At 53.4% G+C, this 20894-nt stretch carries 14 protein-coding genes; 12 read left to right on the top strand and 2 right to left on the bottom strand.

Annotated features, from left to right (window positions below; translation table 11 throughout):
• Positions 1-83 precede the first annotated feature (83 nt).
• The 6 genes from lpdA to FH871_RS10200 all read left to right on the top strand — a co-directional run bounded on the left by lpdA (position 84) and on the right by FH871_RS10200 (position 9065).
• Positions 84-1484 carry a dihydrolipoyl dehydrogenase gene (lpdA, locus tag FH871_RS10175; protein ID WP_138991324.1) on the top strand — a complete coding sequence of 467 codons (1401 nt, stop codon included), beginning with the start codon at positions 84-86 and terminating at the stop codon, positions 1482-1484.
• Complete coding sequence (locus FH871_RS10180; protein WP_138991325.1) at positions 1484-2572, top strand: AraC family transcriptional regulator; 1089 nt, start codon at positions 1484-1486, stop codon at positions 2570-2572. The genes lpdA and FH871_RS10180 overlap by 1 nt, the downstream gene beginning before the upstream one ends.
• A 139-nt stretch (positions 2573-2711) precedes the next feature.
• Positions 2712-3881, top strand: coding sequence for a DUF4932 domain-containing protein (locus tag FH871_RS10185; RefSeq protein ID WP_138991326.1), 1170 nt, complete (start codon positions 2712-2714; stop codon positions 3879-3881).
• Positions 3882-3979: 98 nt separating this feature from the next.
• Positions 3980-5341, top strand: a complete 1362-nt coding sequence (locus FH871_RS10190) for a M28 family peptidase (RefSeq protein WP_138991327.1) — start codon at positions 3980-3982, stop codon at positions 5339-5341.
• 224 nt (positions 5342-5565) lie between these two features.
• On the top strand, positions 5566-7149 hold the full coding sequence (locus tag FH871_RS10195) for a carbohydrate-binding domain-containing protein (protein WP_138991328.1): 1584 nt from the start codon (positions 5566-5568) through the stop codon (positions 7147-7149).
• A gap of 107 nt (positions 7150-7256) precedes the next feature.
• Positions 7257-9065: an SGNH/GDSL hydrolase family protein gene (locus FH871_RS10200; RefSeq protein WP_138991329.1), complete on the top strand. Its 1809-nt coding sequence runs from the start codon at positions 7257-7259 to the stop codon at positions 9063-9065.
• Here the strand turns inward: FH871_RS10200 and FH871_RS10205 are convergent, their stop codons facing one another.
• On the bottom strand, positions 9066-9701 hold the full coding sequence (locus FH871_RS10205) for an intradiol ring-cleavage dioxygenase (protein WP_138991330.1): 636 nt from the start codon (positions 9699-9701) through the stop codon (positions 9066-9068). It lies immediately after the preceding gene.
• A 249-nt stretch (positions 9702-9950) separates the two neighbouring features.
• Between FH871_RS10205 and FH871_RS10210 the strand changes: the two genes are divergently transcribed.
• From FH871_RS10210 to FH871_RS10230, 5 genes are read left to right on the top strand one after another with little or no spacing between them, the layout of a single operon-like run.
• Positions 9951-11024 (top strand): sensor histidine kinase, encoded by a 1074-nt coding sequence (locus tag FH871_RS10210; protein WP_138991331.1) that lies wholly within the window; start codon positions 9951-9953, stop codon positions 11022-11024.
• Positions 11025-11080: 56 nt separating this feature from the next.
• On the top strand, positions 11081-12067 hold the full coding sequence (locus tag FH871_RS10215) for a hypothetical protein (protein ID WP_171062814.1): 987 nt from the start codon (positions 11081-11083) through the stop codon (positions 12065-12067).
• A 26-nt stretch (positions 12068-12093) separates the two neighbouring features.
• Complete coding sequence (locus FH871_RS10220; RefSeq protein WP_138991333.1) at positions 12094-12561, top strand: hypothetical protein; 468 nt, start codon at positions 12094-12096, stop codon at positions 12559-12561.
• Between the two features lie 11 nt (positions 12562-12572).
• Positions 12573-13082 (top strand): copper resistance protein NlpE N-terminal domain-containing protein, encoded by a 510-nt coding sequence (locus FH871_RS10225; RefSeq protein ID WP_171062815.1) that lies wholly within the window; start codon positions 12573-12575, stop codon positions 13080-13082.
• A 13-nt stretch (positions 13083-13095) separates the two neighbouring features.
• On the top strand, positions 13096-13830 hold the full coding sequence (locus FH871_RS10230) for a LytTR family DNA-binding domain-containing protein (protein WP_138991335.1): 735 nt from the start codon (positions 13096-13098) through the stop codon (positions 13828-13830).
• 132 nt (positions 13831-13962) lie between these two features.
• Here the strand turns inward: FH871_RS10230 and FH871_RS10235 are convergent, their stop codons facing one another.
• On the bottom strand, positions 13963-16764 hold the full coding sequence (locus FH871_RS10235; RefSeq protein WP_138991336.1) for a DUF1553 domain-containing protein: 2802 nt from the start codon (positions 16762-16764) through the stop codon (positions 13963-13965).
• Positions 16765-17087: 323 nt separating this feature from the next.
• On the opposite strand from FH871_RS10235, the gene FH871_RS10240 reads away from it, so the two are divergent.
• The gene (locus tag FH871_RS10240; protein ID WP_138991337.1) at positions 17088-20894 is read left to right on the top strand and encodes a CotH kinase family protein; all 3807 of its coding nucleotides are present in this window, start codon (positions 17088-17090) and stop codon (positions 20892-20894) included.

Here is a 20894-nt window from a genome sequence, read left to right on the forward strand (position 1 = left end):
GAATATGCTCGTTGGCAGAGCGGTTTACACTCCGTCCTACATTTGTATAGAGATAATATTCCTGCAAATAGATCTGTAAATTTATGCAATACGACGTCATCGTCATTGGCTCCGGGCCGGGCGGCTATGTGGCCGCGATTCGCTGCGCCCAGTTGGGTATGAAAACGGCCATCGTGGAAAAATACAAGACACTGGGCGGTACGTGCCTCAACGTCGGCTGTATCCCGTCGAAAGCCCTGCTCGACTCTTCGGAGCATTTCTACAATGCCGCTCACACCTTCGCCGAACACGGGATTAAACTGGCGGATCTGCAGGTTGATCTGCCCCAGATGATCAAGCGGAAGGCCGGTGTCGTGGAAGCCAATGTGACCGGAATTTCGTTTCTGATGAAGAAAAACAAGATCACGGTTCATCAGGGATTCGGGTCGTTTGTCGATGCCAGTACGCTGAAAGTCAAGAAAGACGATGGCAGCGAAGAGCAGATTACCGGAAAGAATTTTATCATTGCGACCGGTTCCAAACCGACTTCGTTTCCGTCGATGCAGATCGACAAAAAGCGCATCATCAGTTCGACCGAAGCCCTGACGTTGCAGGAAGTGCCGAAACACCTCATCGTGATCGGGGCGGGGGTAATTGGGGCCGAACTGGGTTCGGTGTATGCCCGCATCGGTTCGAAAGTGTCGTTCGTGGAGTTCGCCGATTCGATGATTCCGACGATGGACAAAACGATGGGGAAAGAACTGCAAAAAGCCGTCAAAAAGCTGGGTGCCGATTTCTACTTCAGCCATAAAGTTACCAGCGTTGAAAATACCGGTGAAGGTGTGATCGTAAAAGCCGATACGCCCAAAGGGGAACAGATTACGCTCGAAGGCGATTATTGCCTGGTTTCGGTGGGCCGCCGTCCGTATACCGACGGCCTGAACCTTGAAGCCGCCGGATTAGCCGCCGACAACCGGGGGCGCATCGAAGTGAACGACCATCTGCAAACCAAAGTCCCGAACATTTACGCCATCGGTGACGTCATTCGGGGGGCGATGCTGGCGCATAAGGCCGAAGAAGAAGGTGTGTTCGTAGCCGAAACCCTGGCCGGACAAAAACCGCACATCAATTACCGCCTGATTCCGGGCGTGGTCTATACCTGGCCGGAAGTCGCCAGTGTGGGCTTCACCGAAGAAGAATTGAAGCAGGAAGGCAAGGCCTATAAAGTGGGCTCGTTTCCGTATAAAGCCCTGGGTCGCGCCCGTGCTTCGATGGATGTAGACGGTCTGGTGAAAGTATTGGCCGACAAGCAAACCGACGAAATTCTGGGCATGCACATCATCGGTGCCCGCGCGGCCGACATGATTGCCGAATGCGTCGTAGCAATGGAATACCGGGCCTCGGCGGAGGACATCGCCCGGATTTCACACGCCCACCCGACCTATACGGAAGCCATCAAGGAAGCCTGTCTGGCTGCGACGGATAACCGGGCGATTCATATGTGATGGAAACCGGGAAAGCGATTGCCTTTCTTCTGGCCTCCGGGCAAGGGTTACTGCTCAGTTTGGCATTGGTGGTGAAAGGATTGCGCCAGGAACGGTCGAACCTGTTCCTGGGCCTGATTCTTTATGTCCTTGCGCTCGAACTGCTTAACGCCTGGGGTATGCAGGTGCGGTATCATAGTTCGCCTGATTCTATTCCGTTTTGGAATCTGCAATCGTACCTGTTACTGCCCCCGTCGGTCTGGTTCTTTGCCCAATTAACAACGACGCCTGGGTATGCCTTTCGGCAAAAAGACTGGCTCTTTTTCTTGCCTGCGGGTGTGGAAGTACTCGTGCGGTCTGGCTGGAGTTTCTACCGCCGTTCCACCGGGGCGTCATTGCCTTCGCTGCTCGATAATCCAGGCTGGTTTCTCGTTACGGAACTCCTGCCGATTTTTGGCACCGCCATCGCCCTCTGGTTTTACGGTCGGAAACTGATCTTTTTTCACCGATCGTTAAAAGAGCACGCATTCCGGTTGTCATTCGGTCTGTTCATGAAACTGTATAGCCTGTTTTGTTTTCTACTGCTTACGACGGTTATCTGGGCCGCTGGGGTACTGTTGAAATGGCCGGTTTTTGCGGGTCTGGAAATCGTGCTGACCCTGTTTCTGTTTGCCTTCGGCTATATCGGGTATGCCAATCCCGCCTTTTTCACCCTGCCTGTTCTCCCTACTGTAAAATCGCCGGAAAAGCCAGAATTTCTACACTATGACGATACGAAACAATTAGAACGGTTGCAGACGCTGTTCCGGCAGGACGCCCTCTACACGCAATCGAAATTGACAGTGGATGACGTGGCCAAACGGCTCCAGCTACCGCCCCGGTATGTGTCGTATCTGATCAATACCCGGTGTGCTACGAACTTCACTCATTTTGTCAATGGCTTTCGAGTGGAAGCCATCATTCAAAAACTGAACGATCCGGCAGAACACCACAAAACCTTATTAGCCCTGGCCCTTGAAGCGGGATTTAATTCGAAATCAACGTTCAATCAGGTATTTAAACACCACACCGGACAAGCGCCCTCACACTTCCTGCTGGTAAAAAAATAAGGATAGTCAACCGCCTTATGGGCTTTATGTTAGGGACCTAACGTCCGGAAACATGATTCCGGACGTCCGGAAAACCGTTTCCGAGCGCATGACGACGCTGGACTGAGTTGATTTGTGCTTCACGGTTCAATCTTCAGTCATGCAAAAGTTCGTGTTCTTTCTGGCGGCCTTCTTCTGGTCGCCCTTTGTTTTTGGTCAGCAGTCCGAGAGGGTCCCTGACCGCCCCGTTCCCACCATTCAAATACACACCAATCGGAATGTGGAGCTGTTGGGATTTGCGTACTTCCTGGGCTATGAAGGCCGTCAGTTGGAAAATAACGATACCTATTTGCGAGGACGCGCGATCCGAAAAAGAGACTGGTATGGCTACGGGCTTAGTCTATATCGACAATACAAAACCTACGAGACCAGCAAACACCTGGCTGTTGTGGTTGCTTTTGCCGAGAACATTTGGCTGGATTATTTAATTCATCTGTTGATCCAACTGGATGATTTTCCCCATGCCAAACTGAAAGACGAGATAAGAGCAAGTGCTTATCTCCGGTTTTCCGCAAAAAGAGACCCGGAAGAAGCCAGAAAGAACGTTGCTCTTTTTATTGAAGCGATGAACCAACTCTATCGGGAAGTAGATTTTGATACCTACTTCCGGAAGAGTCAAAGCAAGTATGCAAACGCTTTGGCTCAGGTGGAAAAGGGCCTGCCGGATAAACGGTTCATTCCCGCACTGGAAGATTTCTATGGGCAACGTTTTGATCGGTACACCTTAGTACCGAGCCTTACCATTCCTACGGGTATGGGATTTGGAGTCAGCTATACTTTAGAGGATAAAACCCCAATTTTTCATGTTTTTGGTCCTTTTGGACTTCAAAGTTTTAGTAATGAATCCAATTTAGATATGGGCTTTGACGACAGAAAACACCTGTTAGAACTCAGTACCCATGAGTTTGGTCATTCTTTTGTCAACCCTGCTATCGACCAGCTCCCCCAGGAACTCATTAATGGAACCGAAACCCTTTTCATACCCATTAAGAGTGATATGGCCAACCAAGGCTATACCCGTTGGAAGGCCTGTTTATACGAACACTTTGTACGGGCCGGGGAGATAGTAATCGCTCAAAACCTTGGCAATCATGCCGATGCGCAACGGTTAAAAACCCATTACATAGAAGATCGAAAATTTATTTACCTGCCTGCGATCGTGGAAGAGTTGGAATCGTACAACAAGACGCGAACGCGCTCTTACCAGCAGGTGGTAGAAACCGTGATGAGGAAGTTATTAAAAACCGTTCCTAAAAAGTCAACCGAATAGCAATTCCCGGATAACCAATTGGACGAATTGCATAACTTTTAACCCGGCTTTGGAAATCAGGCCGGGTTTTCTTTTTTTAGGAGATACCCCGATCCGAGATGAAAAAACTACTCCTTGCTTTTTGCCTGTTCGCAACCGGTGTTCATGCGCAGTCGACCGACTCCGTTACGATTCGCAAAATCTACAACGAAATCCTGACCAATAGCCCGTCGTACGAATGGCTGCGTGAATTGACCCAGAAGATTGGTCCGCGCCTGAGCGGTTCGGAAGGCGCACAGAAAGCCGTCGACTGGTCGAAGCAACTGATGGAAAAAGAGGGATTCGACCGGGTGTTTTTGCAGGAAGTGATGGTGCCGCACTGGGTTCGCGGGGCCAAAGAAGTGGCGTATATCCGGAATGGGAAACAAAAAATAACCGTACCGGTTGCGGCTCTGGGCGGTTCGGTAGCCACGGCTCCGAAAGGCGTTGAAGCCCAGGTGATTGAGGTAAAGAGCTTTCAGGAATTGCGGGATCTGGGACCGGAAAAGGTGAAAGGCAAGATCGTGTTTTACAACCGCCCGATGGACCCGACCAAACTGAATACCTTCGAAGCCTACGCCGGGGCGGTTGAGCAACGGGCCAACGGTGCTAACGAAGCCGGAAAACTCGGCGCAGTGGGGGCCATTGTTCGTTCGATGACCACTGTACTGGACGATAATCCGCACACGGGCGGGATGCGCTACGCGACGGGGGTGCCGCTAATTCCGACGGCAGCCATCAGCACCAACGGAGCCGAGTTGCTCAGTAAGTCGCTGAAAGAGAATGCAAACCTGACGTTTTATTTTAAACAGAATTGTGAAACCCTGCCCGACGCCAAATCCTACAACGTTGTGGGGGAAATTAAAGGCTCGGAAAAACCGGATGAAATCATCGTCGTGGGCGGCCACCTGGATTCCTGGGATCTGGCCCAGGGTGCGCACGACGACGGCTCGGGCTGTGTGCAGTCCATCGACGTGTTGCGGACTTTCAAGGCGCTGGGAATTAAACCCAAACGAACGCTTCGGGCGGTGATGTTCATGAACGAGGAAAACGGATTGCGGGGCGGAGTCGGCTATGCGGATTACGCCAAAAAGAACAACGAGAAACACATTGCCGCCGTCGAGTCCGACAACGGCGGTTTTACACCCCGGGGTTTCGGCATCGTCGGAACGGCCCAGCAACGGGCCAAAGTCATGCCCTGGAAACCCCTATTTGCGCCCTACGGACTGCACGAAATCGGTGCGGGTTCGGGAGGGGCAGACATCGGTCCCCTGGCGCAACTGGGGACGGTTTTGTTCGGTTTCAAGCCGGATTCCCAGCGGTATTTCGATTTTCACCACACGGGAACCGACAATTTTGAAGCGATCAACAAGCGGGAACTGGAACTGGGAGCAGCTTCGATGACGGCGTTGGTGTACTTGCTGGATTACTACGGATTGTGAGTTTGAGCGTTGTTACACAGGGTTTATCAGAGGAAATCAGACGGGGCCGCCCGGCGGTTACACAGAGGGTTCTTTGATTAACTCTGATAAACCCTGTGTAATAACTTGTGTCGATAAAACCGACACATTCGGCCTGTTCACCTCAAAAGTGTTCGTTGTGGCAACGTTTGGGAAACGATCCGCGTAACGGTTGGTAGTGAGTATTCCACTACACAATCACACGAATGAGACACCAACCCATTTTAAAAGGAATTTTAGAGATACCCTCTGTAAAACGCGTCGTCGGCCTGGGTTCCAAACTTGTATTGATGGCCCTGCTGCTGGCCTGCTCCAAAGAAAGCGATGACCTGACGCCCACCGGAACCGGCACTTCCGGAACCACCACCACCGGCAGCTCCGTTGCCATCGATAGTACGACTACCTCCTCCGCCACCCCGGAAGGCAATACCGACAAGGCTGCCAATGCCGATGATTTGCTGGCGAACTCGACGTTTCCGTCCACCGTTAGCGTCACGTTTGGCACGACGGCCAGCATTTCCAATCCCCTGGCGGGCAATGGCGTATCGATTGAGCAAACCAACGGCGATGTGGTCATCACCTCCACTGCGACGGGCGTCGACTTTGTGCTGGCCGGAACGACAACGAACGGGTCGGTCAAAATTTACTCCGATAAGAAATTCAAACTGACGCTGAACGGCGTCAACATCACGAATGCCGACGGCCCCGCCATCAACATCCAGTCGGAGAAAAGAGCCTTCATTGTGCTGGCCGACAATACCACCAACTCGCTGACGGACGGCGCAACGTATGCGGCCAGCGGAACGGAAGACATGAAAGCGACACTGTTCAGTGAAGGGCAGATGATCTTCAGCGGCAACGGAAGCCTGAGCCTGAAAGGGAATTACAAACACGCGATTGCCAGCGACGATTACATCCGGCTGATCAGCGGAACCATTACCGTCACCAGTGCCGCATCCGACGGAATTCATACCAATGACGCCTTTATTGCCGACGGCGGCACGGTTACCATGACCACGCAGGGCGATGGAATACAGTGCGAAGAAGGCTACATCGTCATCAACGGTGGCACGTTCACGATCAATGTGGTGGATAAAGGCATCGCGGCTTCGTACGACACCGACACAACGATTGATCCGTATCTAACCATCAACGGCGGTACCATTACGATCAACTCATCGGCCGGAGAGGGGATTGAGAGCAAGAGTGTGCTGACGATCAATAACGGAAACATCATTGCCAAAACGAAGGACGATGGCATCAATGCCGGAACGTTCATCTACATCAACGGCGGCACGGTATATGCCTACAGCAGCTCGAATGACGGTATCGACTCGAACGGGAAAATCACCATCACGGGTGGCAAAACCGTATCGGTGGGTGCTTCTGCTCCCGAAGAAGGGTTTGACTGTGACCGGAATACGTTCAAAATAACCGGCGGTATTGCGGTCGGTGTGGCCGGTGCAACGAGTACGCCAACGGCGAGTGTCAGCACCCAGCCTTCGGTTTTGCTGGGCGGAGGAACGGCCAACCAGTTGATGCACATTCAGTCGGGCGAGGGCGCCGAAGTGTTGACCTTCCTGATTCCGAAAACCTACACGACGATGCTGTTTTCAAGTCCGAAACTAAAAACCGGGCAGTCGTACAAGGTGTATTCGGGCGGGAGCGTAGCCGGTGGTACCAACGTGAACGGGTTGTATACGAGCGGAACCTACACGCTGGGAACGCAATCCACCACCTTCACCACGAGCAGTATGGTGACGAGGGTTGGCGGAAGCGTCGGACCGTAGCCGGTCGCTGTATCATAACTGGGGTCGGGGTGTTTATTTTGTCAACTTCCTGCGTATTTTTGGAAGATTTCACCCTTCCGTTGCCTTGGCGCACACCCCGACCTTTTATGAAAAAATGGCTTCTTTTCGTTTGCTTGTTTGCTTCCCTGCCTGGCGTTAAGGGTTTGGCCCAAACGCCGGTCGATTACGTCTGGTGGAACCCCGCCCAATCCGATTTTCCGGTCATTGAAGGACAGGCCTGGCGGGGAAAAGACATCCAGAGTCCCTACGACCGCTTACCCGCTGAAGCCGAAAAAAGTGTTCGGAAGGCCGTCTGGGATTTGTCGCGAAATGCTGCCGGGCTGATGATCCGCTTCCGGGCCAGCACCGACCGGATCACGGTTCGCTACATTGTCAAGGGAAAACAGAGCATGCCGCATATGCCCGCAACCGGCGTCAGTGGCGTCGATCTGTATGCTGGTAACAGCGACGGCGACTGGCTGTGGTGCAACGGAAAATATGCGTTTGGCGATACGATCCAGTATCAGTTTGCCAACCTGGAACCGAATGATGCCTACCACCAGAAAGGCCGCGAATACCGCCTGTATCTGCCGCTTTACAATTCCGTTCAGTGGCTCGAAATCGGTGTTCCGAAAGGCGTCACGCTCACGCCCCTGCCCGTACGGGTCGATAAACCCATCGTGGTCTACGGAACCTCCATTGCGCAGGGCGGTTGTGCCTCGCGGGCCGGTATGGCCTGGACGTCTATTTTAGGGCGTAAAATGGACCGGCCCCTGATCAATCTGGCCTTTTCCGGCAACGGTCGGCTGGAGAAAGAAGTAGTAGACCGGGTGGCGCAGATCGAGGCCAAAATCTACATCCTGGATTGCCTGCCCAACCTGGTGGCCAGCAAGCTGGAAGACGTTTATACGCTCATTGTGGACGCCGTTAAAAACCTGCGGAGCAAGCAGCCGACGACGCCCATCTTACTGGTCGAACACGCGGGCTACACCGACGGGGGCGTCAGTCCGCTCCGCCGGAAATATTACACGGACGTCAATGAGGTGATGCGCAGGGCCTTCACGCAGTTGAAAGGAGAAGGCTTCGGTCAGTTGTATCTGTTGACTAAATCACAAATCAACCTGGATTCTGACGCAATGGTGGACGGCACGCATCCGTCTGATCTGGGTATGCAGCAATACGCCGAAGCCTACGAGCGCAGTCTGCGCAGTATTCTCAATGAACCGTCCGGAACGGTTTCGACCACGAAACCGCGCACCCAGTCCCGCGATTCCCGGATTTACGACTGGCAGACCCGACACCACGAAATTCTGGCCCGGCTGAAAACCCACCCGCCCCGAATCGTTTATCTGGGCAACTCCATCACGCACTATTGGGGTGGTGAACCCCTAGCGCCCCGTGCGGCAGGTGCTGACTCCTGGAAAGGCGTGTTGGAACCGCTGGGGGTTCAGAACATGGGCTACGGCTGGGATCGCATTGAAAATGTGCTGTGGCGGGTATACCACGGCGAACTGGATGGCTATTCGGCCGCCCAGGTGGTGCTGATGATCGGGACGAATAACCTGCAGCACAACTCGGATGCGGAGATCACCGCCGGTCTGAAGTTTCTGGTGCAGGCCATCAAAGTACGGCAACCCACAGCCGACATTCTACTGATCGGGATTTTGCCGCGCCGGAATGAGGAAAAACGACTCACGGTTCTCAACGAGGAACTGGCGCAGATGGCCGGGGAAGCCAACATTCAGTTTGCCCAGCCCGGTCTGGTTTTCCTGAAACCGGACGGTAAAATCGACGAAGCGCTTTTCAGTGATGGGTTGCATCCCAATGCGGAAGGCTACCGGCAGTTTGCGGCCAAACTCCAGCCTTTGCTGAAAGCCCCGGAACCCGTTTTGAAAACGAAGAAAGCCAGTCGGTGATTAGGGAGTCACCGGATAGTTCGGGATGTTTTTTCCGAGGTAGATGTTACGTTCGCCTTTGTACATGTTACCGACATCAACCAGTTTTACGATACCGCTGCCGCCCCGGTTTTCGAGCTTTTGGCGTTTTTCGGCCGTTAACAGCGGATCATCGGAAAACAGAAATTCGTCGATGTAATACTCGTTCAGGCCCGGTTCTTTCAGAAAGATATGGATATGCGCCGGGTCAGTGGCTCCAGGATAGGGAGCAGGCCGGAGCGTGACAAATTTGTAAGTCCCTTTTTCGTCGGTGCGCATCCAGCCGCGAAGGTACCCGTGACGTTTTGCCCATCCTTTTTCATTTCCTTTTTTTGGATAATGACCGGTTTCGTCAGTATGGTAAACGTACAGAATGACCCCCGGAGCCGGGGTTTTGCCGTCAGCTTTGTAAACCGTTCCGTTAATTCCCAGCGGTTTTTTGCCCTCCCAGCTCGCGTCGGGGAGTTTGACAACACTTTCGAGTTTTTCAAGCGGCACCGGATTTTCGTAAATCGCTTCGCAGCCTTCGCAGGGGCCACCCACCTGGGCCGTTTGACTGAACGCGTTCAAAACGCTGAAAAGAAGGGGAATAAATACGGGGAAATGCAGCTTTTTCATGGTCTTTTCGGATAAAGGAAAACCGGAGTTGTGATGATTTTTTGGGACTCTGCCACAAACCAACCCGATAAATTCGTCATTCTAAAAAATAGTAGAGCAACGACCGGGAAAGTAGATAAACCGCAGGCTCCAATCCTTTCCTCTACTTTTTGGGTCGTTGGTCGATATAATTTTTAATCTACTCGCCTTTTGTATTCATTTACAGTCGACTACCACCCGGCGGTCTCACGTCAATAACCGTTTTTTATCATGGACTTTCTGGAACGATCCATCAGGATACCGCTTTCCAACCGAACGGTTCCGGTGAAATATGCGCTGGTTCATACGGGGTACTGGATCCTGATTACCGGTTTTTTTCTCTACGAAAAAAGGTACCTGATCTACAAAGCCAGTCTGTCGTATTTTGCCCTTTGCGTCGTGGTCCGCATCGGGATGCTGATTGGAATCGCGTATCTGAACCTGCACTATTTCCTGCCCCGCTATTTGCTGAAAAAACGCTATGCCCGGTATTTCTCGATGGTGTTGCTCTCCATCCTCGGCTACCTGATTTTTCAGGGGCTTTTCGACTATTACCTCTACGGCTACGTGCTCGGGCCGATGCGCAACAGCAATTGGGTGGAAACGCTGTCCTACAATTTTTTCAGTACACTCTGGTATCTGGGCCTTATGGTGGCGCTGAAACTGAGCATCGACTGGTATGAACAGCAACGGATGTTGCAGCGGATCGCGGTCGAGAAACTACAGGCCGAGGTCAACTTTCTGCGGTCGCAGGTGAACCCGCATTTTCTGTTCAACATCCTGAATAATCTGTACGCCCTGACGCTCAAGAAATCCGAGCTGGCCCCGGAAATGGTGCTGAAACTGTCTGAAATGATGGAATACATGCTTTATGACAGCGACAACGCCTACGTGCCGCTGGAAAAGGAAATCAGCTATTTGCAGAGTTACATCAATCTGGAACGCATCCGGTACCGTGATTATTCGGATATCAGCCTGAAAATCGACGGCAACACCGACGGTCAGGAAATCGCCCCGCTGTTGCTGTTGCCCCTGGTCGAAAATGCCATCAAACACGGTGTGGGCAAACAGGCCGCAAACGCTCGTTTGCACAGCACGCTGTACGTCAATCAGTCCGAAGTGCAATTTACGGTGGAGAACAGCAAACCGGCGGCCAGTCCAAAAGCCGAAAAAGGCGGCATTGGTCTGGCCAACCTTCGCAAACGACTGGAACTGCTGTACCCCGGTCGGTACACGTTTCACACCGAAGATGGACCGGAGAGCTACAAGGCATCACTGCGTATTGTATTTTCTGCAAGCGTATGAACAGGATTTTCGAACACCTTGCAGGGGTGGTTTGGAGTCATTAAATGTCAAAAGTCATGAACACGCAGATTCAGTATATCCTGCTGGCTTTTTTGCTGGAGCTGGGCATTCCGTCCGGCACCTCTGATCGATCCGGTGACGATTCGGATCGAACCGGGCGAAACCATTCGTGGACGCAAACGCTGGAAAGCGGACCCTGGAAAAAGAGCTATAACTTCCAGCTATTCAGCCACCATGATACGCTGTGGGTTTTCCACCCCGACGGAACCTGGTTTTCGGTTACGGGAAGAAACTGGCAAAAATCCCCCCTGCCGAACGCGATTCAGAACCTGGCTTTTCTGGATTATGTCCAGTTTAACAACACCATCATTGGCCTGGGTCATTTTGAGGGAAACATCGAAAACTATGCCTTTCAGCCGGTGATTTACCAGACTAAGGACCTAAAGCATTGGAGTCGGATTGCCGGACCAGCGCTGGCCCGGCAGAGCAATTTGCCCCGGCGGTTTTTCTACCACCCGTTTGTGTTTCAGCACAAACTCTGGATCATCGGTGGAGAAGACAGCCAAACCCGGTTTGCCGATTGCTGGAATTCGGCCGACGGTATTGTCTGGAAAAAAGTCAAGGATAACCTGCCGTTTGGCCAACGCAGCGGCAGTCAGGTGGTTCAGTTAAAAAACAAATTATATCTGCTGAATAATGATGTCTGGTCTTCCGACGACGGCCTGAATTGGAAACTGGTCACGCCCGAGATTAAAAAGGGTGTTGCGATTTTTGGGTATACTGCCGTGGTGCTGGACGACCGGATCTGGCTGCTGGGCTGCAACCGCAACGGACAATTTACCAGTAACGTACTCGTCAGCGGAGATGGCAAAAACTGGCAGGAAGAGGATGCGCCCTGGTCCCCGCGCGGAGGCATTGCCGCCTGTGTCCATCGCGGAAAAATCTACATGACGGGCGGTAAATACGGTGGCCCCAACACCCGCCAGCCTGAATTTGTGTATAGCAATGATGTCTGGGAATTGACTGTAAGAGGATCTGAATAGTGAAAATAAACGGAAACACATTTCTGATGAAAACCCTGAAAAAGAGTATTCTGCTCGTACTGGCGGCCGGTTTTATGCAGGCGACCTCACCGGAACCGGCGGTTTATTTCGCCACTACCCCCTGCGACGGGATGCCCCGAATGTGGTTGTCGATTCCGGCTACGGCCGACTGTGAAATGATCCAATGGAACCTGGCTCTTCAGCGGGATCCGCGCAATCAGGCACCCACGTTTTACAAACTCAGCTACGCATTCGGAATGTCGAAACCCTCGACGCAGGCCCTTATGAATGACGGAACCCGTGGCGTGAAAGAGGGCCAATGGAGCCTGGTGAAGGATAGCAAAAACCGGGAGCTGTACCGGTTGACATCGGCCGCGCCCGGTGCTCCCATCTCTCTGATAAAGCTGGATGACAGGCTGCTTCACTTGCTGGATCAGGAGGGAAAGTTGATGATCGGACACGCGGGCTGGAGTTATACACTAAACAGGAAATGATCGTTAAGGGTATGAAAATCAAAGTTTTATTGTTGTTTCTGCTTGGCTTTGCAGGCCAGCCCAACCGCGTCATTGCTCAGGAGACTCGGGCCACCAACGTGCCGACCAAAGCGCGTGTTCGCAGCCCGGTGGACAGCGGACCGGGGGTGTACGGACGGTTCGATGGCCGGTTTCCCTGCGCTGAAATTGCGAAAGACTGGAAGGTGACCGTTGGTCCGGACTGTACGAAAGTAAAATGGAGCCTCACCCTGTTCCAGAATCCGAAAACCGGCCAGCCAACCACCTACAAACTCCGCGGAACCTTAGACCGGTCGGCGGCTCGGGAGGGAAAATGGGCGCTGGTACACGGCACGAAAACCGACCCGGACGCGGTTGTGTTTCAACTGGATTCGGATAAACCGGCGGTATCGGTTTATCTGTTGAAAGGCGATGAGAATGTGTTGTTCGTGCTGGATCAGGAACGAAATTTCAGGGTTGGTGATTCGTATTTGAGCTATACCCTGAACCGGGTTGTGAATTGATTGACAACGCCTTATGCTGAACTGTGTAGTGATCGACGATGAGCCGCTGGCGCGCGGCATTCTGGAAGATTACCTTCGCCGGTTGCCTTTCGTCGGATCGATCCACCCCTTCGACACGGCCCGGGCCGCGCTGGCGTACTTTAAAAACCACGAAGCCGATGTGCTGTTTCTGGATATTGAAATGCCCGAAATGAACGGCATCGAGTTTCTGAACCGGATCGCCGATGCGGCCTTGCCCCACCCGCCCATCACGGTTTTTACGACGGCCTACCGCGACTACGCGTTCGAAGGCTTCGAGTTGGGCGTCATCGACTTTCTGCTGAAACCCATTTCGTACCCCCGGTTTTTGCTGGCGATGGAAAAAATCCGGGACTTTCTGGCCCTGAAAGACCAAAACGCTAATATTGAAGAAAACCCGGCAGAAGCCCCGCCGGGTTCGGTTTTTGTGAAAAGCGGGGTGCAACGGATCAAGCTGAATTTTGACGAGGTGACCCACATCCAGGGTTTGAAAGATTACGCCATCATTTACACCAATACCGGCAAAATCGTCCTGAAAGGCTCCATCAAATTCATGCATGACATTTTCCCGAAAAACCGGTTTCTGCGGATCCACAAATCGTTTATCGTGGCTGTTTCGAGAATCTCCCGGATTGAACGGAACCGGTTGGTGGTGAACGGCAATCAGATTCCCGTCGGGCGAAATTACAAGGAGGAAGTGGAGCAGGTGCTGTTGAATCGAAAAAGATGAAAGAGTAGAGACAAGAGAAAAGAGCAGAGACAAGAGAATAGAGACTATCGAAGCATCCCTGATCTTCGGTCTTTACTCTCTTGTCTTTGCTCTCTTCTCTTTACTCTCTTGTCTTTGCTCTCACGTCTGTTCTCACTCTTTCGTCACCACCTCATCCAGATTCAGCATCGTGTTGGCCGTGACTGCCAAAGCCGCCAGTTCGGGGGTGCCGTCGGTGCAGGCCAGCAACTTCCGGGCTTCTTCGGGCTGCTGCTGGTAGTGCGTTTTTGTTGTGCGGTACAACTGCGTCAGCACGGCCAGTTTGGCAGGGGAAAGAGGGCGGAGCATGATGCGCTGAAAACCGGCCTGAATCTGCTGTTCCGGTGTTTTTCCCTGGTACCGCATCCAGTCGGCCAGATGCTGGGCGGCTTCCACATACACCGGGTCGTTGAGCGTCACCAGCGCCTGCAGGGGCGTGTTGGTGCGCAACCGGCGCAACTGGCAGAATTCCCGGCTGGGACTGTCGAAGGTAATCATCGAGGGATACGGTGCCGTCCGTTTCCAGTAGGTATACAAGGCCCGGCGGTAGCGGTCTTCACCCTGACTCAGTTTCCAGCTTTCCGGGCTGTAGGGCGATTGCCAGATGCCGTCGGGCTGGATGGGCATGACGCTGGGGCCAAACTGCTTTTTGCTCAGTAACCCGGTGGTTGCCAGCGCCTGATCGCGCACCTGCTCCGCCGTCAGCCGAACGCGGGGCCCCCGCATCAGCATTTTGTTCCAGGGGTCCAGGGCCAGGGCTTCGGGCGAAACGCTGGATCGTTGGCGATACGTGGCGGAAAGAACGATGCGCCGGAGCAGTTTCTTGACGCTCCAGTGATCGGTTTCCATGAACTCCACGGCCAGCCAGTCGAGCAACTCGCGGTGGGAGGGAGGTATGCCCTGCGTGCCGATGTCCTCGACGGTTTCGACAATCCCGGTTCCGAACAACTGCTCCCAGAAGCGGTTGACGGCCACCCGCGCCGTCAGCGGGTGCTGACGACTCACCATCCAGCGGGCCAGCCCCAGGCGGTTTCGGGGCAAATCGGCGGACATCGGGGGTAGCGATTTCGGCACGTCGGCACGCACTTTCTTCCCCTTTACCAGCCAGTTCCCGCGCTCGAAAACGAAGGTTTCCCGCACCTGATCGCCAACGCCCTCCTGCATCACCGGAACCAGTTCGGCTTTGGCATTCAGAATTTCGGTCAGTTTGTGATCCATCTCGCCCAGGGCGGTTTCCGGCTGGCCCGGCAGGGCGGGCTGCACCGAGACCCACTTGACCATCACCCATTCTTTCGGGTTTTTCGGACTGCTGAGCGTCAGGAACAGGTGATGCCGCCCCGACACTTTGGGCAGCGCGAAGACCAGCGTGGTGTCTCTCCACGGACTTCCGGTTTTTGGAACCGGCTGTTGGGTCAGAACCGGCCCGTTCACGCTGTCCTGACGAATGGTCATCACGGCCTTTTCGGCCTTGGTGCCCCACGCCAGAATCAGGCGGTTTTTTCCGTTCAGGTCCATGTTTTTGATCCGGGCCGAACCGCCGTCCTGAATGGCGGTATACATCGCACCCATCAGCGACGCCTTGACGTATTGATCGAAACTGTGCGAATTGACTTTGGGTTCGGTGAGCCGCGTGAGTCGATTGGCGGTTTTTATCTGCTGCGGATTCGTCGCGTGTTGACTGACCCAGGCGTTTAATTCCTGCACTTTGATGGAATCGGCTTCCTTGTAAAACCGCAAAGTCGGCGTATCGCTGGGCACGTCTTCGTCGCGGGTGTTGTTGAAAAACGCCAGGTATTTGTAATACTCCTCGTGCGTAAACGGATCGTAGGGGTGGCTGTGGCACTGCACGCAGCCAAAGGTGGTGCCCTGCCAGACATCCCAGGTCGTGTTGACCCGGTCCAGAACCGCAGCCACGCGAAACTCTTCATCCTGCGTTCCACCTTCGTCGTTGGTCATCGTGTTGCGGTGAAAAGCAGTCGCAATCAACGGATTATCAATTACCGATTCGTTATTGCCGGTTTTTCCGGTGGGGTCCGGTAACAAATCGCCCGCCAGTTGTTCGATGGTAAACTGGTCGAACGGTTTGTCTTCGTTGAAAGCTTTGATGAGCCAGTCGCGATACCGCCACATGGGCCGTGCCAGATCGGCCTCGTAACCTTTGGTGTCGGCATAGCGGGCCAGATCGAGCCACATGCCGGTCCAGCGTTCGCCGTAAGCCGGGGATTTCAGCGTGCGATCCACCATTTTTTCGTAGGCATTCGGTGAAGTATCCTTCAGAAAGTCAGCTACTTCCTGCTCCGTCGGCGGCAGGCCGGTCAGATCGAGCGACACCCGGCGGATGAGTGTGGCGCGGTCGGCTTCGGGAGACGGTTTCAGAGCGGGAACCTGCTCTTTATCCTGCGAAATTTTAGCCAGCACAAAGTGGTCGATTTCGTTTTTCGCCCACTTTACCTCATCGTTTTCAACCAGTCCGAGTCTCGACCAGAACGTTCCGATTTGGGGTACTTCCGGTTTCTCAATGGGTTGATACGCCCAGTGGTTGCCCCATTCGGCCCCCTGATCGATCCAGTCGCGGAGCAATTCAATTTCTTCCTCTTTCAGCGGGGGCGCTTCCAGCGGCATCCGTTCGTCCGGGTCGGTGAGCGTGAGCCGGCGAATCAGCTCGCTGGCGTCGGCATTGCCGGGAACAATGGCGTGTTTGCCGGATTTGGCGGCTGCGAGGGCTTCGTGTTCGAAGAGGAGACTAAAATTAGACGCTTTCTTGACACCTCCGTGGCAGGCAATGCAATTTTTGTTGAGCAGCGGTTTGATTTGCGTGTTAAAATCGACGCGATCTTCCCGGACGGTCAGCCAGACCACGGAGGACAGGGTGAGCAGGACAACGAGGGCAATACCTAGCCGGAAGAGTGGTTTCATAAATCGAGAAAGTATTGCGCTTCGTGCTTTTTTCAGAAAAGACAAAAACCGTCGGAAAATACTAACTAAACCTGAAGGATGCGATTTTATTGCCGGTTTTGGGCGGGTTCCAGACCGTTGGGGCATAACGGTCTGTGAAGATCCGAACGTAAAAATAGGAGACCTCGGCTCCGGTGTTCATTGGTGCTGATCGCTAACTATCCAAAAAGTTAGAATGCGGTCAAAATTAGGCTAATAAGGCGAATAAATTGGAATAAAATTTGATAAAAATTCCTGTTATTTGTGTTACTGATTTCAGTCTAATAGTAACTTCCACCGACACTATGAAGCACATTTCCGTCCTCTCCCGTCTTTTCCCGATTATCACTGTTTTCCTGTTTTTTGTTTTATCGGTTTCCTTTGGTCAGGCACAATCGGTTATAATTTCCCCGGAACGTTACCAGGTCGATGCGGGTCTGAAGTTGATTATTTGTCACAGGACACCGGTATTTCCTGCCGGTCAATCGCAGCCGGTTATTCGGTTTGATAAAGACTATACTTTTACCCAGACGGTTACTTCTTTTGAGGTCGGTCAAGCGTATAAAATAAAGAATGGCAATGCCGAATACACCCTGTTTTTTACGAATTTACCGCTTATTAAACTGAGCACAGTCGGGAAGCAGGCGATTAGTAACACCGACGCCCGAACCAAGGGAAACTTTACCCTTACCAACGGAAATGATCCTCTGTTTTCGGCTTCAATGGGCATTCGAATCAGAGGAAATGCGTCGCGCCTTTTTCCGAAAAAGCAATATAATATCAATCTCTGGAAAGACCCGAATGGCGATGACGATCTGGAAAAATCGCTGTTAAACCTGCGGGAAGACAGTAAATGGCTCTTGATGGCGATGTATAACGAGCCGTTGCGACTCCACAATGCGGCATCGCAAAAACTTTGGCTCAACCTGCATAAGCTCTATTATATAGACAAAGAACCGGATGCTAATTCTGCCATTCGCACCAACTACTGCGATGTTTTTATCAACGATTCCTACGCCGGTATTTATATGCTTGCCGAAGATCTGGATCGAAAACAGCTTAAATTAAAAAAGACGGGTTCCAAGGGTGAGATAAAAGGGGAGTTGTATAAAACCGCCGGTGCATCGGAAGCAACGGCATTTAATGCCCTGCCCGCTCCGCCGACCAATCCTGATGCGGAGGTGTGGGATCTCTTCGAAATGGATTATCCGGATCCGTATTGGAACAACCTGTATGACCTCTTGAATTACGCTGTGAAGTCGCCCGCGAATGAGTTCCGGGCCAAGCTTTCTGAAAAGTTTAAAGTCGATAATCTGATCGATTATTTCATTTTTTTAAACCTGATTTACGCCACCGATCACTGGGGAAATAACCAGTTTGTCGCCCGTTATAAAGAGAACGAACCTTACTTTTTAATTCCCTGGGATCTGGATGGCACCTTCGGTTATACGCCCACGGGTTCCCGATCCGAAGAGACCCGGCGGATCAATAGCAATGGCCTTTTTGACCGCTTATTAGCCCTGGACCCCAACGGTTTTAAAAGTAAAATGCGGAAAAGGTGGTTTGCTTTACGACAAACGACGCTGTCGCTACAAGCCCTGAAAACAACGATTTCGGGCAATTTCAATCTGTTGACTTCCGAAGGCGCGTATGCGCGTGAAGGCATGAAGTGGCCGGGAACCGTCAGACCGGATGATTTTCCGAAGGTGAACACCTGGATCGAAAACCGGGTGGCTTTTCTGGATGACTATTTTGCCCTCTTCCCGGAGGAGACGACCGGCATTCAACTGGCTTATTTTCAGGGAGAAGCTATCGGAAACAGCAAGAAACTCAGCTGGTCTTTTCAACAGGCCGAAGGGGTTCAGAAAGTCGAGGTGGAACACAGCACCAACGGCACCAGTTTCAGTTATGTGGGTCTGGCAGCGGGAAACAGCCCGAATGAACCCTACCAGTTCACGCATTCGAACAGCGCTTCCCGGGCCTATTACCGGCTGAAAATCGTGACCGGGAACGGTTTTACGCATACCGCCTTCCTCCAGATTGGAGCGAACAGTTGCCCGACCCCACCGGCGGCTCCATCCGTCGAGGCCAGTCTGACGGAGGTGACCAACGGCCAGTCGGTGGTGCTGACGGCCAGCGGCTGTGACCATACCGTCGTGTGGAATACCGGACAAACCGGTACGGTCGTGGTGATCAAACCCACCGAAACGGCCGGCTACAGTGCGAAGTGCCGCCAGGCTGCCGGATGCGAAAGCGCGTCTTCGGCTTCAACGTCCGTCAGTGTGTTTGCGGCCAATGCGCTTCCCGGCAATTACGAAGGGTATCTGGGACAGATCGATTGCGGTTTTATCCGGGGCTGGGCCTGGGATAAGACCGAACCCAACACGCCGGTTTCGGTCGACATCCTGGACGGGCAGCAGGTGATCGGGACCACAATTGCCGGTATTTATCGGCAGGATTTGAAAGACAACGGGAAAGGAAACGGAAGCCATAGTTACATTTTTGCGGTTCCTGAAACCGTGAAAGACAACAAACCGCATCAAATCAGCGTCCGGATTCACGGAACGTCGTATGTGCTGAGGGATTCGCCGAAGCGTTTGATCTGTGAAGCAAAGGTGCCCCTTTCTGCTGACGCCCAGGCTCCGGCGGCTCCCGTGGTTGCGCCCCTGTCTGCGACGGTCAATGCACCTTTTAGCACCATTTTGCCGACCTTCTACGACCCGGATTCGCCGGTGCTGACCTACACACTGACGGGTCTGCCCGCCGGTTTGAGCTTCGATGCCGCTACGCGAACCCTGGGCGGAATGCCCACTACCACCGGAACCCGCAGCCTGACCTATGCCGCCAGCGATGGCGCGAACACGACGGTCATGACCGTCTCCCTTGTGGTGGAAGCCCAATCGTCGTCTCCCGTAACCGGGAATTTTGAGGGCTATCTGGACAAGGTGGAATGCGGGACGATTCGGGGGTGGGTCTGGGATCGTAACCGGCCCAACGAGCCGCTGACCGTCGAGTTTTTTGCCAACGGGCAGCCGATTGGGACGACGGATGCCAACATTTTCCGGCAGGATTTACTGACGGCCGGCAAAGGCAACGGCTATCACGTTTACCAATTCACTACACCCAACGAGGCCAAAACCGGGCAGACGGTTTCGATCAGTGCCATCGTGCGAAATAGCACCTACACCTTGAAGGAATCGCCTAAATCGCTGACCTGCCCCAGAGTCAACCAGCCCCCTTTGCCGCCGGTTTCCGTGGCTCCCCTGCTGGCGACCGTTTCTGTTGCTTTTTCGGTCACCCTGCCGGTTTTTACCGATCCGGATTCCCCTTCGCTGACCTACACGCTGACGGGTTTGCCCGGCGGTCTAGGCTTTGCGGCCGATACGCGAACCCTGAGCGGAACGCCCACCGCCACCGGAACCTGGAGCCTGAGTTATGTGGCCAGCGACGGCGTGAACACGACCGCAACGACGGTTTCGCTGATCGTTGAGCAACCGGCTACCCCCGTAACCGGCGATTTTGAAGGGTTTCTGGATAAAGTGGAGTGCGGCACGATTCGGGGGTGGGTCTGGGATCGCCGGAAACCCAACGAACCGCTGACCGTCGAGTTTTTTGCCAACGGCCTCTCGATCGGTACCGCGAAAGCGGATATGTTCCGGCAGGATCTGCTGACGGCTGGTAAAGGCAATGGTGCCCACGTCTACCAATTCACCACGCCCGATGTCGTGAAAACCGGGCAGACTTTTCAGATGAGTGCCAGTGTAAAGAACAGCACGTATACCCTGAAAGGATCGCTCAAACCGCTGAGCTGTGCGCCCGCAGCGCGGTTGAGCGTGGTGTCGGCAGAAGATGAAAGTATCGGCGCGGAAGGGCTGTTCGTAACGCCAAACCCCGCTCAGGGGGAGTTCGAGGTGCGTTTTTATACCGAAACGACCACCGAAAGTGAGTTGTCGGTGGTCGATGAACTGGGCCGGTCGTGGTATAGCAAGACCCTGAAAGGCACCGGCCTTCAGCGGCAAAGAGTGCATCTGTTGGGTGCAAAAGGATTCTATTTCGTGGTGTTGCGGCAGGGAACGAAGGTTCGCAGCAGACGGCTCCTGATTCGCCGGTAA

Source organism: Larkinella sp. C7 (genome assembly GCF_006149005.1).
Taxonomy (GTDB): Bacteria; Bacteroidota; Bacteroidia; order Cytophagales; family Spirosomataceae; genus Larkinella.